This window comes from Mesorhizobium sp. BHscii, assembly GCF_053848065.1.
In genome coordinates, this window is the sequence record NZ_JBSPKW010000003.1 from 177,040 (window position 1) to 191,920 (window position 14,881).

12 protein-coding genes and 1 tRNA gene are annotated in these 14,881 nt (G+C 62.4%); 7 read left to right on the forward strand and 6 right to left on the reverse strand.

What is annotated here, in order from left to right; translation table 11 throughout:
• Positions 1-27 precede the first annotated feature (27 nt).
• The 5 genes from ACWTU7_RS06060 to ACWTU7_RS06080 all read left to right on the forward strand — a co-directional run bounded on the left by ACWTU7_RS06060 (position 28) and on the right by ACWTU7_RS06080 (position 2,831).
• On the forward strand, positions 28-351 hold the full coding sequence (locus ACWTU7_RS06060; RefSeq protein ID WP_095485783.1) for an integration host factor subunit alpha: 324 nt from the start codon (positions 28-30) through the stop codon (positions 349-351).
• Positions 352-545: 194 nt separating this feature from the next.
• Positions 546-1,088 carry a MerR family transcriptional regulator gene (locus ACWTU7_RS06065; RefSeq protein ID WP_455838133.1) on the forward strand — a complete coding sequence of 181 codons (543 nt, stop codon included), beginning with the start codon at positions 546-548 and terminating at the stop codon, positions 1,086-1,088.
• A gap of 305 nt (positions 1,089-1,393) precedes the next feature.
• The gene (locus tag ACWTU7_RS06070; protein WP_455838134.1) at positions 1,394-1,732 is read left to right on the forward strand and encodes a hypothetical protein; all 339 of its coding nucleotides are present in this window, start codon (positions 1,394-1,396) and stop codon (positions 1,730-1,732) included.
• Between the two features lie 556 nt (positions 1,733-2,288).
• Complete coding sequence (locus tag ACWTU7_RS06075) at positions 2,289-2,573, forward strand: helix-turn-helix domain-containing protein (protein WP_095521717.1); 285 nt, start codon at positions 2,289-2,291, stop codon at positions 2,571-2,573.
• Between the two features lie 181 nt (positions 2,574-2,754).
• A tRNA-Pro gene (locus ACWTU7_RS06080) sits at positions 2,755-2,831 on the forward strand.
• Between the two features lie 32 nt (positions 2,832-2,863).
• Here the strand turns inward: ACWTU7_RS06080 and ACWTU7_RS06085 are convergent.
• The 4 genes from ACWTU7_RS06085 to ACWTU7_RS06100 all read right to left on the reverse strand — a co-directional run bounded on the left by ACWTU7_RS06085 (position 2,864) and on the right by ACWTU7_RS06100 (position 7,462).
• Entirely contained in the window at positions 2,864-4,123 is a 1,260-nt protein-coding gene (locus tag ACWTU7_RS06085) for an O-antigen ligase family protein (RefSeq protein ID WP_455838135.1), read from the reverse strand.
• Positions 4,120-5,655, reverse strand: a complete 1,536-nt coding sequence (locus ACWTU7_RS06090; protein WP_455838136.1) for an undecaprenyl-phosphate glucose phosphotransferase — start codon at positions 5,653-5,655, stop codon at positions 4,120-4,122. The genes ACWTU7_RS06085 and ACWTU7_RS06090 overlap by 4 nt, the downstream gene beginning before the upstream one ends.
• Before the next feature lie 107 nt (positions 5,656-5,762).
• Positions 5,763-6,893, reverse strand: coding sequence for a glycosyltransferase family 4 protein (locus ACWTU7_RS06095; protein ID WP_455838137.1), 1,131 nt, complete (start codon positions 6,891-6,893; stop codon positions 5,763-5,765).
• A gap of 5 nt (positions 6,894-6,898) precedes the next feature.
• Positions 6,899-7,462: a polysaccharide biosynthesis/export family protein gene (locus ACWTU7_RS06100; protein ID WP_455838138.1), complete on the reverse strand. Its 564-nt coding sequence runs from the start codon at positions 7,460-7,462 to the stop codon at positions 6,899-6,901.
• Positions 7,463-7,821: 359 nt separating this feature from the next.
• On the opposite strand from ACWTU7_RS06100, the gene ACWTU7_RS06105 reads away from it, so the two are divergent.
• Positions 7,822-10,011 carry a GumC family protein gene (locus ACWTU7_RS06105; protein WP_455838139.1) on the forward strand — a complete coding sequence of 730 codons (2,190 nt, stop codon included), beginning with the start codon at positions 7,822-7,824 and terminating at the stop codon, positions 10,009-10,011.
• 43 nt (positions 10,012-10,054) lie between these two features.
• Here the strand turns inward: ACWTU7_RS06105 and ACWTU7_RS06110 are convergent, their stop codons facing one another.
• Positions 10,055-11,284 carry a GNAT family N-acetyltransferase gene (locus ACWTU7_RS06110; RefSeq protein WP_455838140.1) on the reverse strand — a complete coding sequence of 410 codons (1,230 nt, stop codon included), beginning with the start codon at positions 11,282-11,284 and terminating at the stop codon, positions 10,055-10,057.
• A 91-nt stretch (positions 11,285-11,375) separates the two neighbouring features.
• Between ACWTU7_RS06110 and ACWTU7_RS06115 the strand changes: the two genes are divergently transcribed.
• Complete coding sequence (locus tag ACWTU7_RS06115) at positions 11,376-12,431, forward strand: polysaccharide deacetylase family protein (protein WP_455838141.1); 1,056 nt, start codon at positions 11,376-11,378, stop codon at positions 12,429-12,431.
• Between the two features lie 295 nt (positions 12,432-12,726).
• Here ACWTU7_RS06115 and ACWTU7_RS06120 read toward each other — a convergent pair whose 3' ends face one another.
• The gene (locus ACWTU7_RS06120) at positions 12,727-14,472 is read right to left on the reverse strand and encodes an adenylate/guanylate cyclase domain-containing protein (RefSeq protein ID WP_455838142.1); all 1,746 of its coding nucleotides are present in this window, start codon (positions 14,470-14,472) and stop codon (positions 12,727-12,729) included.
• Between the last annotated feature and the right edge of the window lie 409 nt (positions 14,473-14,881).

Sequence of the window (14,881 nt, forward strand, 5' to 3'; positions counted from 1 at the left end):
TTTTGAGCGCTGAAGGGGACGGTTCGCATGGGGGGAAAGACACTTACGCGCGCCGATCTTGCTGAAGCCGTTTATCGCAAGGTTGGCTTGTCGCGCACTGAATCGGCCGAGCTCGTCGAAGCGGTTCTTGACGAGATTTGCGAAGCTATCGTTCGCGGTGAGACGGTGAAATTGTCGTCGTTCGCGACGTTCCATGTCCGCTCCAAGAACGAGCGCATCGGGCGCAATCCGAAAACCGGCGAGGAAGTGCCGATCCTGCCGCGCCGCGTGATGACCTTCAAATCGTCGAATGTGCTGAAGAACCGCATCCTGCGCGCCCACCAGAACAGCAAGGCCAAGGGCAGCAAATAGCGCCTGCGCTTCAAAGCCCGGTTGAAAACGGTTGCCCCCTTTGACGCCGGGCTTGAATATTGTTTTATAAACCGCTGAAATAAGGCCGATTCGGCAGAACAAGCCGGATCGGAATGACTCTTTGTCGAGCGTGATCTTGGCCGAAAACCGATTCCCACTTTTCGGGATCATGCTCCAGCGTGAGGATTTCGCCCATGGACAAGAGCCCCGATGCTTTCCGAACCATCAGTGAGGTGGCAGAAGATCTCGACCTGCCGCAGCATGTGCTGCGTTTCTGGGAAACGCGTTTCAGCCAGATCAAACCGATGAAGCGCGGCGGCGGCCGCCGCTACTACCGGCCGCAGGATGTCGAACTGATCAAGGGCATCCGCCACATGCTCTACGACCAGGGCTATACGATCAAGGGCGTGCAGAAGCTGCTGCGCGAGAACGGCAACCATTTCCTGGTCGCCATCGGCAGTGGCGACATGGCGGCCGTCGAGGCGATCTCTCAACGCCGACAGGCCGATGCGGTGCCGCTGACGCCGGCGGCCCAGCCGCGCGGCGCCGATGACGAGATGCTGGTCGGCGAGCCCAAGGTGAAACCCAGCCGGCGCTTTTTCGGCCTGGGCAAGACCGACGACGAAGGCCCGGTGCAGCCAGGCACGTCGAAACTCTCGCGCGACAATCGCGCCTTGCTGCAGGAAGCGCTGTTCGACCTGCTGGAATGCAAGCGCCTGCTCGATCAGGTGCGCTAGCGCATGATCCCAAAAATCGGAATCGATCTTCGGAAAGGATCATACGCAAAATTAAAGTGCTACAGCGTCCTTTGCGCGTCCAATAGGACGCGCGGCGCTGTAGTCCATGTCGCCCAAAGGCATACCCTCATGCCTGACACGAGGGCGCGCAGCGGTCTGGGATAACGACATGGATAAAAGAACTTAAAGCGGGTCGCATGAACCCCTTCAGACGCGACGCGCTTTAAGGGCCGACCGATTGCCGTCAGAGACCGGAACTGCTTCCGAAATCATGCGTTCCTTTTCGCAAAGGAAGGAAGCATATCATGGTATCATTTTCGACCCTCTCCGACATTGACCTTGAAAAGCAGGTCGCAGCCCTCTCCAGGGAACTGGCGGCGCTGAGAAAAGCCGTGTCCAGGCGCGGCAGCGCCTATTACGAGGACGGGCGTGACACCGCCTCGGACTACTATGCGGATCTTGCAGAGCGCTTCAGTGAGGCTCTGCCTGCGATCAGGAGGCATAGCAGGGTGATAGAAAGGACAGCCCGCGATCACCCGGCGACAGCGGCTGCTGTCGGGCTGGTTGTGGTCGGGCTCGTCGCAAGCCTGTTCCTCAGCCGCCAGCAGAAAACGTCGCGAACGAGATCGAGATCGGCACGTTGAGACAAGAATTGGCGGCGCTGACGGCCGCCATTTTCGTTGATAACAAGTTGATCAACGCGCGAGCTTGAGCTTGTTGTTCGGGCTGACCTGCGACGGTGCCGTTGGAGTCGGTGGCATCCGTGTATGTGCCCTTGCAGTCGAGCGCAGCACCAGGCAGTGACCCGCGCCCTTACAAACCGCGCCGCCGCCGCTCGGATGCTTGGTGCGGCCCGGAGAGGGAAGGTTCACGCGTCGGTCAAAAAAATTCGCAGCCCTGATGCGTTCTGCGTTGCATCAGGCTTCCGCCGTCCTTTCAAAACGGCTGCCGAGCCAGCGACAGCCGGTTAAACAAGGGAGGTCGAACAAATTTCGGCGATCGGCCAGTCAAAGAACTCGATCGGAATGGCGGTCCCGTGCCGGTGCCGCCGAGGCCTGTGCCGGGGTCGCGCCGATCAGTATCACGATGCTGTGACGGCACCTTTGGCGCTTGGCAAATCACTACCGAGAGGGCATTCTCTGCGCCGTCTCAGGCAACATCTTGATTTGATCAAACTCTTTAAATCCACGGAGTTGCCAAATGCCCCAAATAGCAAGAAGCGAAGCTTTTTCCGAACTGTCGGCGACCGAAGCTGCGCCAGACCACAGCGCCCTCAAGGCCATCCGAGAAACCAGGGGATACAGCATGGAAGAGCTGTCTCTGACGTGCGGCCTGGCGATCGATGAAATCGCGGACATCGAGAACGGCAAGAATGCCGATCCGTCGAAGCTTCGGCGGATAGCCTCCGCGCTTCGGCTTCCGGAAAACGCGCTGATCAATACAGCCGTGCTGACGCAATCCGTGGAAAATCGACGACCCGTCTGATAGCTAGCGACGCCAGAGGATCAAGCCAGACAAACGAGTGTGATACTGGATTTGAAGTTCCTGAATGCTGACGACGCCCCAACAGAGCAGGAACTTCAAATCCACCATGCCGGGCATCGGCGCGACCGCCGCCGAATTCGGTTGACCCGAACCGGGTTATCACGATACATCGCGACCGGTCCGGAGTGTAGCGCAGCCCGGTAGCGCACTTGACTGGGGGTCAAGGGGTCGTCGGTTCGAATCCGGCCACTCCGACCATTTCAAAACTTCGACTTGCCCCCAGAAACCCATCATGCCTTAGCCGCCGGCGCGGTCAGCTCCACCGGCCGCAACTGCCGCTGGTGACGGTATTCCAATGCGATGGCGCCCCAGATCAGCCCGAGCAGCAGATAGACGTGGCGCCAGTGATCTATGTCGATGAAGGTGCCCAGCCCGATATTGCCGACGAAGGCGACATAGGCGCACAGAAGATAGGGCTGCCACGGCCTGTCGCGCAGGAGAATGCGGAAGCCGGCCGCTATCGTCCAGCAGGTCAGCGTCAGGAATGACACGAAGCCGAGCCAGCCATAATCCATCAGCATCTTCAGCCAGATGTCGTGCGTGTCCTCGCCGAAAATCGTGCCGAAGACGAGCGGGCCGATGCCGAGCGGATGCTCCAGCGCCATCTGGAAACCGATCGTGTAGCGGGCGAAACGGCCGAGGCGGGCGGTATCGTAGCTCTGTTCCAGCTGGGCACGGCTGGAAAACATCTCCGAGACGCCCGGCAGCTGCAGGATGACGAGCATCGCAATGACCAGCAGCGAGACGGCGGCGATGGTCATGACGGCGACACGCAGCCGGAACTTGCCGCTGGCGCTCTGCAGGAACAGGGCGCCGGTAAGCAGGATCGCCGAAACGCCGAACATGCCCCAGGCGCCGCGCGAGAAGGAGAAGAAAATGCCGGCCGTGATGATCAGCAGTGGCACCGCTAGCAAGGGCATGCGTGAGATAGGGCCTGTCAGCAAGAGATAGAGCAGGTAAATGCCGGGCAACACCAGGAACGGCCCGAACACGTTCGGATCCTGAAAGGCGCCGGTCGCGCGGTCGTATTTGGTGAAGATCTCCGCCCCGGGAAAGGCATGGAAATAGCCTGCTATGCCGAGCAGCGAGGTCAGCACCGCCGACATCACATAGGCCAGGAAGATAACCCGGTAGAGGTTTGGCTGGACCGATGTCACCGAGGCAAAGAACACCGCGGTGAAGGCGAGGAACAGCGACACGGAGAGATAGAGCGGGGTGCCGGCAATATCCGACATCTGGGTCATCGAGATCATGCCGCCGATGTTCATGACCACCAGCAGCACCAGCAGCGGCGCCGCCGCGCGCGATATGCGCAGGCCGAACAAGGCCCACACTGCCATCAGCCCGACCATGTAGAGGTCGTATGGCGCCGGCTCGGCGATGACGAAGCCGGACAGGAAGGCGCCGAGGAAAACCGCGGTCGACGCAATCAGCGCGATCAGCTTGGCGTTGACTGCAGCCGGCGGCAGCTCATGCGCGACGGCGCTCAATAGGCATTTTCCGTATTGAGCAGCCGGATGGGTGTCAGGAACAGGATTCTCAGATCGAACAGCAGCGACCAGTTCTCGATATAATAGAGGTCGTATTCCGTCCGCATGCGGATCTTCTCGTTGGTGTCCATCTCGCCGCGCCAGCCATTGATCTGGGCCCAACCGGTGACGCCGGGCTTGACCTTGTGGCGTGCGAAATAGCCGTCGACCACCTCATTGTAGAGAAGGTTGTGCGACTGCGCGGCAATGGCATGCGGGCGCGGCCCAACCAGCGACAGCGAACCGAAAAGCGAATTGAAGAACTGCGGCAACTCGTCGATCGAGGTCTTGCGGATGAAGCGGCCGACGCGGGTGACGCGCGGGTCGTTCTTGGTCACCGTCTGCTTGGCCGTCGGATCCGCCTTGTCCGTGTACATCGAACGGAACTTGTAGACCTCGATGATCTCGTTGTTGAAGCCATGCCGCTTCTGGTGGAACAGCACCGGTCCCTTGCTGTCGAGCTTGATGGCGATCGCGGTCACCAGCATGACTGGCAAGAACACGATGATGCCGACGATCGAGAAGACGATGTCGAAGGCGCGCTTGGCGACCGAATCCCAGTCGTTGATCGGCTTGTCGAAGATATCGAGCATCGGCACCGAGCCGATGTAGGAATAGGCGCGCGGCCGAAATTGCAGCGCGTTCGAATGCGCCGAGAGCCGGATGTCGACCGGCAGCACCCACAGCTTCTTCAAAAGCTGCAGGACGCGCGATTCGGCGGTCAGCGGCAGCGACACGATCAGCATGTCGATGCGGGCGATGCGGGCGAACTCGATGAGCTCGGAAACGGTGCCGAGCTTCGGATAGCCGGCGACGATGGGAGGCGAGCGCTTGTCACCGCGGTCGTCGAAGATGCCGCAGATACGAATGTCGTTGTAGGGCTGCTTTTCGACGGAGCGGATCAGGACTTCCGCCGCCGTGCCGCCGCCGACGATGACGGCGCGGCGCTCCATGCGCCCGTCGCGCGCCCAGCGCCGGATCAGCTTCGACATCAGCAGCCTCAGGCCGAAGATCAGCATGAAGCCGACGACGAACCAGGTGCCGAAAAACAGGCGCGAATAGTCTTCCGACATCTTCATGGCGAATGCCGTCAGCGCCATCAAGGCGAAGGTGCCGGCCCAGACCAGCAGGAGACGGCCGAAATTGGCGAGCGGCCGCATCAACGAGACGACCTGGTAGCAATCGGTGACGTCGAGCAGCACCACTGCGAGGAACGAGGCGGCGGCAATCGTCAGCGGGTACTGCCAGGCGAGATGGCTGAAGAGGCCGACATAGTAGAAATAGACGCAGAGGCCCGACAGGAACAGCAGCGCGAATTCCACCATGCGCAAGACGCCGCTGACCATGATCGGCGACATGGTATCGCGCCGGTATTGCGACGCGACCTGACGGGCGACGTCGTTCATCCCGCCAAGGTTACCGCCGCTGGCCGGGCCGTCGAATTTGCGCACCGCGTCTATCGAAAAGCGGCGTGCGGGATCGATCTCGTTCATGGGTGCATCCGCAAAGCTTCCCTCAGGTGAATAGCAAAAGAGAGCTAAGAAACCCTTGAAACAACAGGTGGCTTTAGAGAAGCTTTGGGGTTAGCGCCCTTTGGGGGTTACCGCTTGAGCGCGGCGAAATAGGCCGTCTCGATCGCGGCGGCCATTACGTCGGCGCCGAATCGCGTCTTGAGGTCGGCGCTGTCGGGCATCAGGCTGCCGTAGGCATTGAGGTCGGCCAGCGCCGCGCTCATCTTGTTGCTGAGTTCGCGCGGGTCAGGCCGGATCAGGGCAGGGGAGCCGGTGCCAAAGATTTCCGGGATGCCGCCGACGGCGGTGGCGATCATCGATTTGCGGGCGGCAAGCGTTTCCAGAACGATGTAAGGCATGGCTTCCGCACGCGAGGGAACGATAACCAGTTCGGCCAGCGCGAAGGCTTTGCGCGCCGGCATCGGCGGCAGGAAGCGCGTATGGCCTTCGAGACCGAGGCGCTTCACTTGCGCATGGTAGCGCGGCAGGTCGTCGCCGTCGCCCACCATCACCGCTTTCACCGGGCGGCCGAGCCGCGTTCCGGCAAGGACGAGCGCATCGATGAAGATGTCCGGTCCCTTGAGGTCGCGCATCATGCCGATATAGAGGACATCGGCCGCATTCTGCTCGGTTCGCACCGGCTCGAACTCGGCGGCGCTCAAGCCGTTGTAGACAAGGTTGTTCGGGATGGGCGGTTCGCCGACCTTCCTGTGATATGTCTGCCTTTCATAATCGGAGACAAACAGAAGATAGTCGGTGAAGCGCGCCATGAACCGTTCGAGCGCGAAAAACAGCTTCCCCGTGGCGGTAGTCTCGTCATAGTGAAGAGAGCCGCCGTGAGGCGAATAAAGGCGGGCTACGCGAGACCTTGATACCCGCAACAACGAGCCGAACAGGCGGGCATAGGCGCCACCCTTGGCGCCGTGCCCGTGGAGCACGTCCGGCCGCAATCCCTTGATAAGCCCGAAGGTGCGCCAGGCCGAGGCGAGATCGCCCGGTCCGACATGCCGCTGCATTGGCGTCCGATGGATGCCGAGCGCCATTTTGCCCTTCATTTGTTCGAACAAATGTTCCTCAAAATCGCCACCCGTCGTCGAATCGCAGACGATGCCGACGGCATGCCCGGCGGCGACCTGCGCCTCGGTCAGGTCGCGCACGTGACGAAAAATCCCTCCGACAGGTGAGCGAAAGCAGTGGACGATCCTGAGTGTGTCCGCCACGTGGTCTAGAACAGGCGTTCGCGAACGTAGATCGTGTCGCCGGGCAGGAGTGGGTCGGAGGTGGCCACGCGACCGGTCATGACCTTGCCATTGATGTCGCGGGTGATGTCGACGCTTTCCTGGTTGGCGCGCGGGCTGAAACCGCCGGCGATGGCAATCGCCTTTTGCACCGTCAGGCCGGGAACATAGGAGTACTGGCCCGCGGCACCGACTTCGCCCATGATGAAGATCGGGCGGTAGCGGTCTATCTCGACCGAAACGTCCGGATCGCGCAGGTAGCCCTGGCGCAATTTGTCGGCGATCTCGCCTTCGAGTTGCTGTGCAGTGTGGCCGCGCGCCGGTACGGCGCCGACGAGCGGGATGGACAGGTAACCGGATTGGTCGACGCTGTAGACGTTGGTCAATCCTTCCTGCTCGAACACGGTGACGCGGACCCGGTCGCCGGCACCGAGGCGATAAGGCTGATCGAGCATTTTATGGAAGGCGGCCGGCGCCGGCCGGTAGCTGGAGCAGCCGGCAAGCAACGACACGGCGAGCAGCGCGCGGAAGAGGGAAGCAGTGCTTTTCATGGCCGGACACGTACCTTCGATTGGCCGCTGCTACCGCGGCAAACTCTGGGGATCGAGGTCCGTTATCATCCCGTTAGGGTTAATGGCCGGTAAAGGCGGGCGGTCCGAAGCGGCGGCAACCGACAAAACACGGCCGGTTTTAATGCTTTTGTTGCCGCTTGCGAGAAAATCCTAACAGATACTTACCGCGATATTAACGGCTGAGTTACCATAGTTGTTTACGGTGCATCCTGACCAATGCATGTCGCCCAAAAGTGCGCAGCGGTTTTGGGACAACGACATGCATGAAAACAAGAGCTTAAAGCGGGTCGTATGAATCTGTTCAAACGCGACGTGCTTTAAGTACCGGAGCAGGATGCATGTCCGTTAATTCCGTGGCCGCAGATGTCGACGTCGATCTCAGGCATCTCTTCGCAAGCCTTGCGAGGAATTGGCTGCGCATTCTTGTCGTGGCGCTGGTCATAACCGGCCTGGCGTTCGCGCTCACCTGGCTCGCCACGCCGCATTACAGGGCCGAAACACGGCTTTTGATCGAGACGCGCGAATCGGTTTACACGCGCCCCGACGGCACCAATGACAACGACAAGCCGATTCTCGACGAGGAAGGCGTGACCAGCCAGGTCGAGGTTGTGTCTTCGACCGACATCCTCAAGCAGGTGGCGCAGAAGCTCAATCTGTCGCGGCTTCCCGAATTCGACGAGACGGCGGACCTGCCGATGTTGAGCCGTCTGCTCGTCATCGCCGGCCTGAAAAGCGACCCCAACGAGATTCCGCCTGAAGAACGCGTGCTGACGACGATGCGCGAGAAGCTCAACGTCTATCGCGTTGAAAAATCACGGGTTATCGTCATCGAATTCTCTTCGGAAAATCCCCGGCTCGCCGCCGAAATTCCGAACGCCATCGCCGACGCCTACATCTCCGTCCAAGGCAATGCCAACATCGAATCGAATTCCGCCGCAACCGACTGGCTGGCGCCTGAGATCGCCGACCTGTCGAAGCGGGTGAAGGACGCCGAGGCCAAGGTAGCAAGCTACCGCGCCCAGTCCGATCTTTTGATGGGCGGCAACAATTCGGTGCTCGCCACGCAACAGCTTTCCGAACTGTCCAGCGAACTGTCGCGGGTGCGGGCCAATCGCGCATCGGCGGAAGCGACGGCCGACAGCGTGCGCAGGGCGCTGCAGAATGGCGGCTCGCTGGATGCGGTACCAGAGGTGCTGTCTTCCGAACTCATCCAGCGGCTGCGCGAGCGGCAGGTCGAGCTCAAGACCAACATCGCCGACCTTTCCACCTCCTTGCTCGACAATCATCCGCGCATCCGGGCGCTGAGATCGCAGCTTGCCGATCTCGACCGCCAGATCCGCAACGAGGCGGAAAAGATCATGAAAGGGCTGATGACGCAGGCGCAGACGGCTCAGGCCCGCGAAAACCAGCTTGTCGCCGACGTCAACACGCTGAAGGCTGCATCGGCGCGCGCCGGCGACCAGCAGGTCGAACTGGATGCGCTGCAGCGTGAAGCGACCGCCCAGCGGCAGTTGCTCGAATCCTACCTGACCCGTTACCGTGAGGCGTCTTCGCGCAAGGACAGCAACTATCTGCCGGTGGACGCCCGTGTCTTTTCCCGCGCGGTTGCGCCGTCCGAGCCCTATTTCCCGAAGATCCTGCCGATCACCGCTGCGGCCTTCGTCGGCTCATTGCTGCTCATGGCGATCGTGACGCTTCTGCAAGAGCTGTTTTCGGGTCGCGCCATGCGGCCGGCCGCCGGCGCCCGCTTCGATCGGATCGAACAGGTCACTATGCCGGTTGCACACGAACCGTCCAATCACGAACCGGCCGATATCGAAGACCCTAGGGATCGGACGGCCGAAGCCCAGGCAGAGCCGCAGGCGGCTGACGCGGCGCCAGCAACTGCGCCAGCAACTGGCGAGGACGTCAAGTCGGCGCGCCCCACCCTTGGCGAGGTCGAAATCGACAAGGCGGTAGAAAAACTGATCACAACGGGGGCGGCGCGCGCCATATTCGTGTCGCCGGAAGGCGACGAAGCGGCCGCCTCGTCGGTGCTAGTGGCGCGTGAGGTCTCCGACGCCGGCCTGCGTGTGCTCCTGCTCGATCTCACCGCCTCGGGCGCCGCCTCACGGCCGATGCTGGACAGCGGGCTGTTCCCGGGCATTACCAATCTTCTCGCCTCCGAAGCGCAGTTCAGCGACGTGATCCACCCCGATCTCTATTCGGACTGCCACGTCATTCCCGTTGGCACTGCCGATCCGGTCCGCGCCATGCGCGCCGCCGACCGGCTGCCGATCATCATGCAGTCACTGACCACCGCCTACGATCTGGTCGTGGTCGAATGCGGACCCGCCGACGCGCAAGGCATCAGCCGTCTTGTGGACGAGGGCACCGAGGTCTTCCTGTCGCTGCTGGAGCCAGACGACGAGGTGGCGCAGGCCGCAGTCGAGCTGATCGAGAGCGGCTATCCCGACCTGACGCTGGTGACGCCGGTCGGCTATGAAACGCCAGGGACGCCGGTACCCGGACGACGCTCCGCCGCCTGAGACGGGTTCGATAATTCTGCTCAAACGGAAATCTCGGCAGCGGTCAGCTGTCGTCTTCGCCCGCGGCACGTGCTGCCTGTCCGGCCGTCTTGCGGCGCAGCATCTTGGTCAGCTTCCAGATCGTCGGGCTGTTCTTGACGACGGTTTTCAGGCGCGCGCCTTGCCGCAGGACAAGCACCAGCGCGCGGCCCTTCATCGTCAGCGGAATCAGGACCTCGAAATGCTGGGTCTCGATATCGCACCACAGTCGCTTGTAGGGTTCGTCGCCGACCGAGAAATCATAGACTTCGAATCCCCTCTCGCAGGCTTCCTCGATGTTGTCGAAGAACAGGAAGTCGCCGGGGCTGGCATGGGCGAGGTCGTCGTCGGCGATCGCTCCGAACTCGCAGATCAAGCGTTTTCCCGAGCGGCTCGATCCGGTGACGGCGCGAAGCTTGCCGGCGACTTCGAGCCCATGCAACACGAAGGACGGCTTGTCGTCGGAAAGCGCTTCGACGAACAACGCGCTGAAGAAAGCACGAACCTCCGGCTCACCGAAGACGTTGGCGATGCCCATCTTGCGGAAGCGGAACTCCTTCATCTCGAAAAACGCGTCAAGCAGTCTGTTCGCCTCGTCCGCTGTCTGGGCCTCGATGCGGCGGTGGCTGCCGACGGCTTCTAACTTGCGCGCCTGCGAGCGGTGCCTCTTACGCCTGCGCTTGCCGCTCGCGCGGGATAGCAGTGCATCAAAGCCTCCCGCCAAGTCGACGGCCAGCGACAAGTTGGGGCTGGGAAAATGCGCAAGCGAGGCAAGCGGATTGGCAACGCCGTCGAGATCGGGCAGCAGCCGTTCCAGTGCGACGAGGTCGATGTCCGGCCGCGCCCTGGCGACCGCCCCCAGCATTGAGCGGATTGCCGCGCCATCCGCCCTGGTCAGCCAATGCGGGTCGGCGGCGGCGAAATTGCCGTTGGCATGGCGGCCGCCCATGAAACGGGCGACGCGGAACGGACCGTGGCTGGTGACTTCCAGCGCCAACGAAAAAGCCGGCCTGCCTTCAGCGTTCAGCGTCGCCAAAACAGTATCCGCTTCGGCATATCTGGCCCAGTTCAGGATCCAGGCCGGGCTCTGCGCCGGCGCGAACAGCGCCGAACGGCAGAACTCGGCATAGGCCGCAAGTGCCGCACCGTCGGCGGCCGAGACCGACAGGCCGGCATGATCCGCAGGCAACGCGCGCGGCGTCGCCTCCATTGCTTCGAGCCGATTGCCGTCAAATGACGCGGTGGCGTCAACCATACCTCAATCCTTTAGGGCGTATTCACCGCGATTGGGGGCGCGCATAGGCGCATTCCGTGCTTGGATGAGCCTAGGCGCAAAAGGTGAATGAATGATCGACGGGGGCGAGGCGATCCGGAAACTGGCGCTCAACGTCGTCCGTTATACCGGTCTTGCCCCGCTGGCCAAGCCGTTCGTCGGCGGCATCGGCGCCATCCTGATGCTGCATCGGGTCACCGCCACGCCGGAAAAGCCTGATGGCGTCAACCGGCATCTCAACATCGCGCCTGAGTTCCTCGACGCCGTGATCGCCGACATGAAGGCGCATGGCTATACGTTCGTCACGCTGGACGAGGCGATCGAGCGCATCAAGGCCGGCGGCAAGGGTGGCCAGTTCGCGGCGATCACCGCCGACGACGCCTACCGCGACAACATGACCGAGGCGCTGCCGGTGCTGGAAAAGCACGGGGCGCCGGTCACCATCTATGTCGCGCCAGGGCTGATAAACGGCGCCGCCGATCTATGGTGGGAGGTGGTCGAGGACATCGTCAGCGCGCGGGACCGGTTGATTCTGACAACACCGAACGGTCCGGTGACGATCGACTGCTCGACCCCGGGCAGGAAACTTCAGGCCTTCGCGCGCCTGCACGACTATTTGACGCTGGACGTCCGCGAGGAGGACCAGCGCGCGGTGCTGCGCGAATTGACGCGGTCGAACGGTATCGAGTTGGGCGCGCGCCAGAGCATGTTGATGAACTGGGACGAGATCCGCGCCATGGCAGGGCATTCGCTGGTGACGATCGGCGCGCACACCGTAAATCATCGCAATCTGAAGCGGCTTTCCGAAGCCGATGCGCGGCACGAGGTCGACGACGTCAGGCGCATATTGCAGGCCGAACTCGGCGAGGCGCCGCGCCATTTCGCCTATCCCTATGGCTATGCCAGTGCCGTTGGCGACCGCGAAGTCGGCATTGCCCGCGACGCCGGCTATGCCTCGGCGGTGACGACACGCCACGGCGTGCTGCGCGCCGAACATGCCGGTTTCCTGCAAGCGCTGCCGCGCATTTCGGTCAACGGTCGCTATCAGAGCGTTGCCCATATCCGCACGATGCTGTCGGGTGTGACGACGCCGCTGGCCAATGCCGGCAAGATGGTCGTCACCATCTAGTGGTGAAAGTCCGGCAAGAACCGACCCCTTGAGGACCATCTCTGATGGGAGGTCAAGGGAACGTCGTGACCCGAAGGCGACATTTGTCTGGACCGTCGGTAGGTCTCGTCAGGGTGGAACCGGAAGTTCGACGCGAACCCAACAGAGAGCTCGCCGGCTGTTCACAGCTGCTCTACGCGCTCAGTCCTCGGACAACCCGGCCAGAGAACTATCCTTCCAGAAGCGACGCGGGATCAAGGGACGTCGCCTGGCCGGACGTGACGCGCAGGAGAGGGCATCTTTGCAAACGCGACGATCACTCCGGCACGCCGGCAATACCCAGCGCCTCGACGTAGCGCTCGGCGAACATCTTGTCCCGCCACGGGTTGATCTGCCTCTGCAGGGCGAGCGTGTAGGTCGGGAACGCCTCCATCAGCCGCCGCGCCGCCGCCTGCGCTTCGTCCGGCCGATTGAGTTTGACCAGCGCCATGATCACCACCCGGTGCGAGGAGCCGTAATTCGGCATCTCGCGCAGCGCTCGTTCTCCCCAAGCCAGCGCTTCCTCGTAGCGTTCGAGCATCAGGTAGCTCATCCCGATGCCGGAGAGCGCGATGCCCTTCTCGGGGTCGACTGGGCTCAGCCGCATTGCCCTGTGGAAGTGCTCGATCGCGACGAGGGGGCGGCCGGAATGGGCGTTCACCCAGCCGCTGCCCGTATAGCCCTGCGCCGAATTGGGATTGAGCAGCAGGGACCGTTCGATCGTGTCCAGCGCCGTCTCGTAATCCTTGTCGCTGTAGGCGATCACCTGCGCGGCGAAACGCAAGCTTGTCGGGTCGTCTCGCGCGTCCGCCAGCACCTCGCGGGCCATGCGCACGGCGACGCGGATATCGTCGGGCTCGTGCCAGCACTGACTCACGGACAGGCTGCGGATATAGGCACCGAGTGCCTTCGCCAGGGTGAAGCCTGGGTCGATGCTGAGCGCCTCGTTGGTGAGCCGGCGCACGTCGGCGAAGCCTTCGCGCGTCATGCTGTAAAAGCGCGGCAGCGCACGAAGGTAGAGGTCGTAGGCACCGATGTAGTCGGTTGGCTTCATGCGCGCTTGCTTGATCTCCTCCAGCCGGATGCTCGGCTCGACCGCACCGACGACGCTCTCGGTCACCTTGTCCTGTAGGTCGAAGATGTCACTCACGTCGCCCTCGAAGCGGTCGGCCCAGACATGGTGTCCGCTGATCGCGTCCACCAGCTGCCCGCTGATACGCACCCGCGATCCTGCTCTGCGGATGCTGCCTTCAAGCACGTAGCGGACGCCCAACTCGCGCCCGACCTGGCGCAGGTCCACCGCCCGGCCCTTGTAGGTGAAGGACGAGTTGCGGGCGATCACGAAGAAGGAGTTCACCCGGCTCAATCCCGTGATGATGTCCTCCACCAGCCCGTCGGCGAAGTATTCCTGGTCAGGATCGCCGCTCATGTTGGTAAAAGGCAGAACCGCGATCGAGGGTTTCGCGGGCAGCGGAGGCGATGCAGCCACCGAGGCGCCGGCGTCGGTCTCGACGCGGTAGGCGCGCACAGGCCGCTCGATGTTCTTGAGGCGCAGGTTGCCGAGCGGAGTGAAGCCGCAGTCGAGCTTGCCCTGAAGGTGGTCGTAGGCGGTGCCTGAGACGACCACGGTGCCGGGGTCGGCGATGCTGTCGAGGCGGGCGGCGATGTTGACCCCGTCGCCGTAGAGGTCGCCGTCCTCCTCGCAGACCACGTCGCCGAGATTGACGCCGATGCGGAAGCGAATCCGCTCTTCCTCGGGCATCTCCGCCTCGTGTTCTGCCAGGGCCTGCTGGATCGCCATCGCCGAGGCCACCGCGTTGACGACGCTCGCGAACTCACACAGCATGCCGTCGCCGGTGAGCTTGACGATCCGACCCCGGTGCTCAGAGACCAGCGGTTCGAGGAGGTCCTTGCGGTAGATCTTCAGCCGCTCGAGCGTGCCGCGCTCGTCGCGCTCCGTCAGGCGCGAATAGCCGACCACGTCGCAAACCATGATCGCTGCGAGGTGGCGCTGCGTGGTCATTGCACCGCTCAGCCAAGCGCCTGCACGCGGGCCGCCCCGCGTCCATGTCCTGCCAACTTCCAGACGCCCCATGTGCATGGTATCCGTCTCTCCCAGTCGCCGCCCGTCGCCGATACAGAACGGAAAACGCAGCTCGACCTTGCCTTCACGAGATTTCGCTATCCGCTATCTTTCTTGCGAGGCGTGGAGCGTTCCAGTCGCCGCGCGAACACCCAACCGACGACACGCCTACGCAGCCTCTGGGGACGCTGACACGTCACTCCCAGAAGGCCGGAAATATTCGTTGCCCTGTGTAACCGGTTGACGCCGCCGTGGCCGCGCTTTTGTCACCGCGATGTAACAGCGAGATACCCTACGAACGCCCGCATCGGGCATCACACCAGACGTTCGCGCTTAGAGGTGCTGAGGT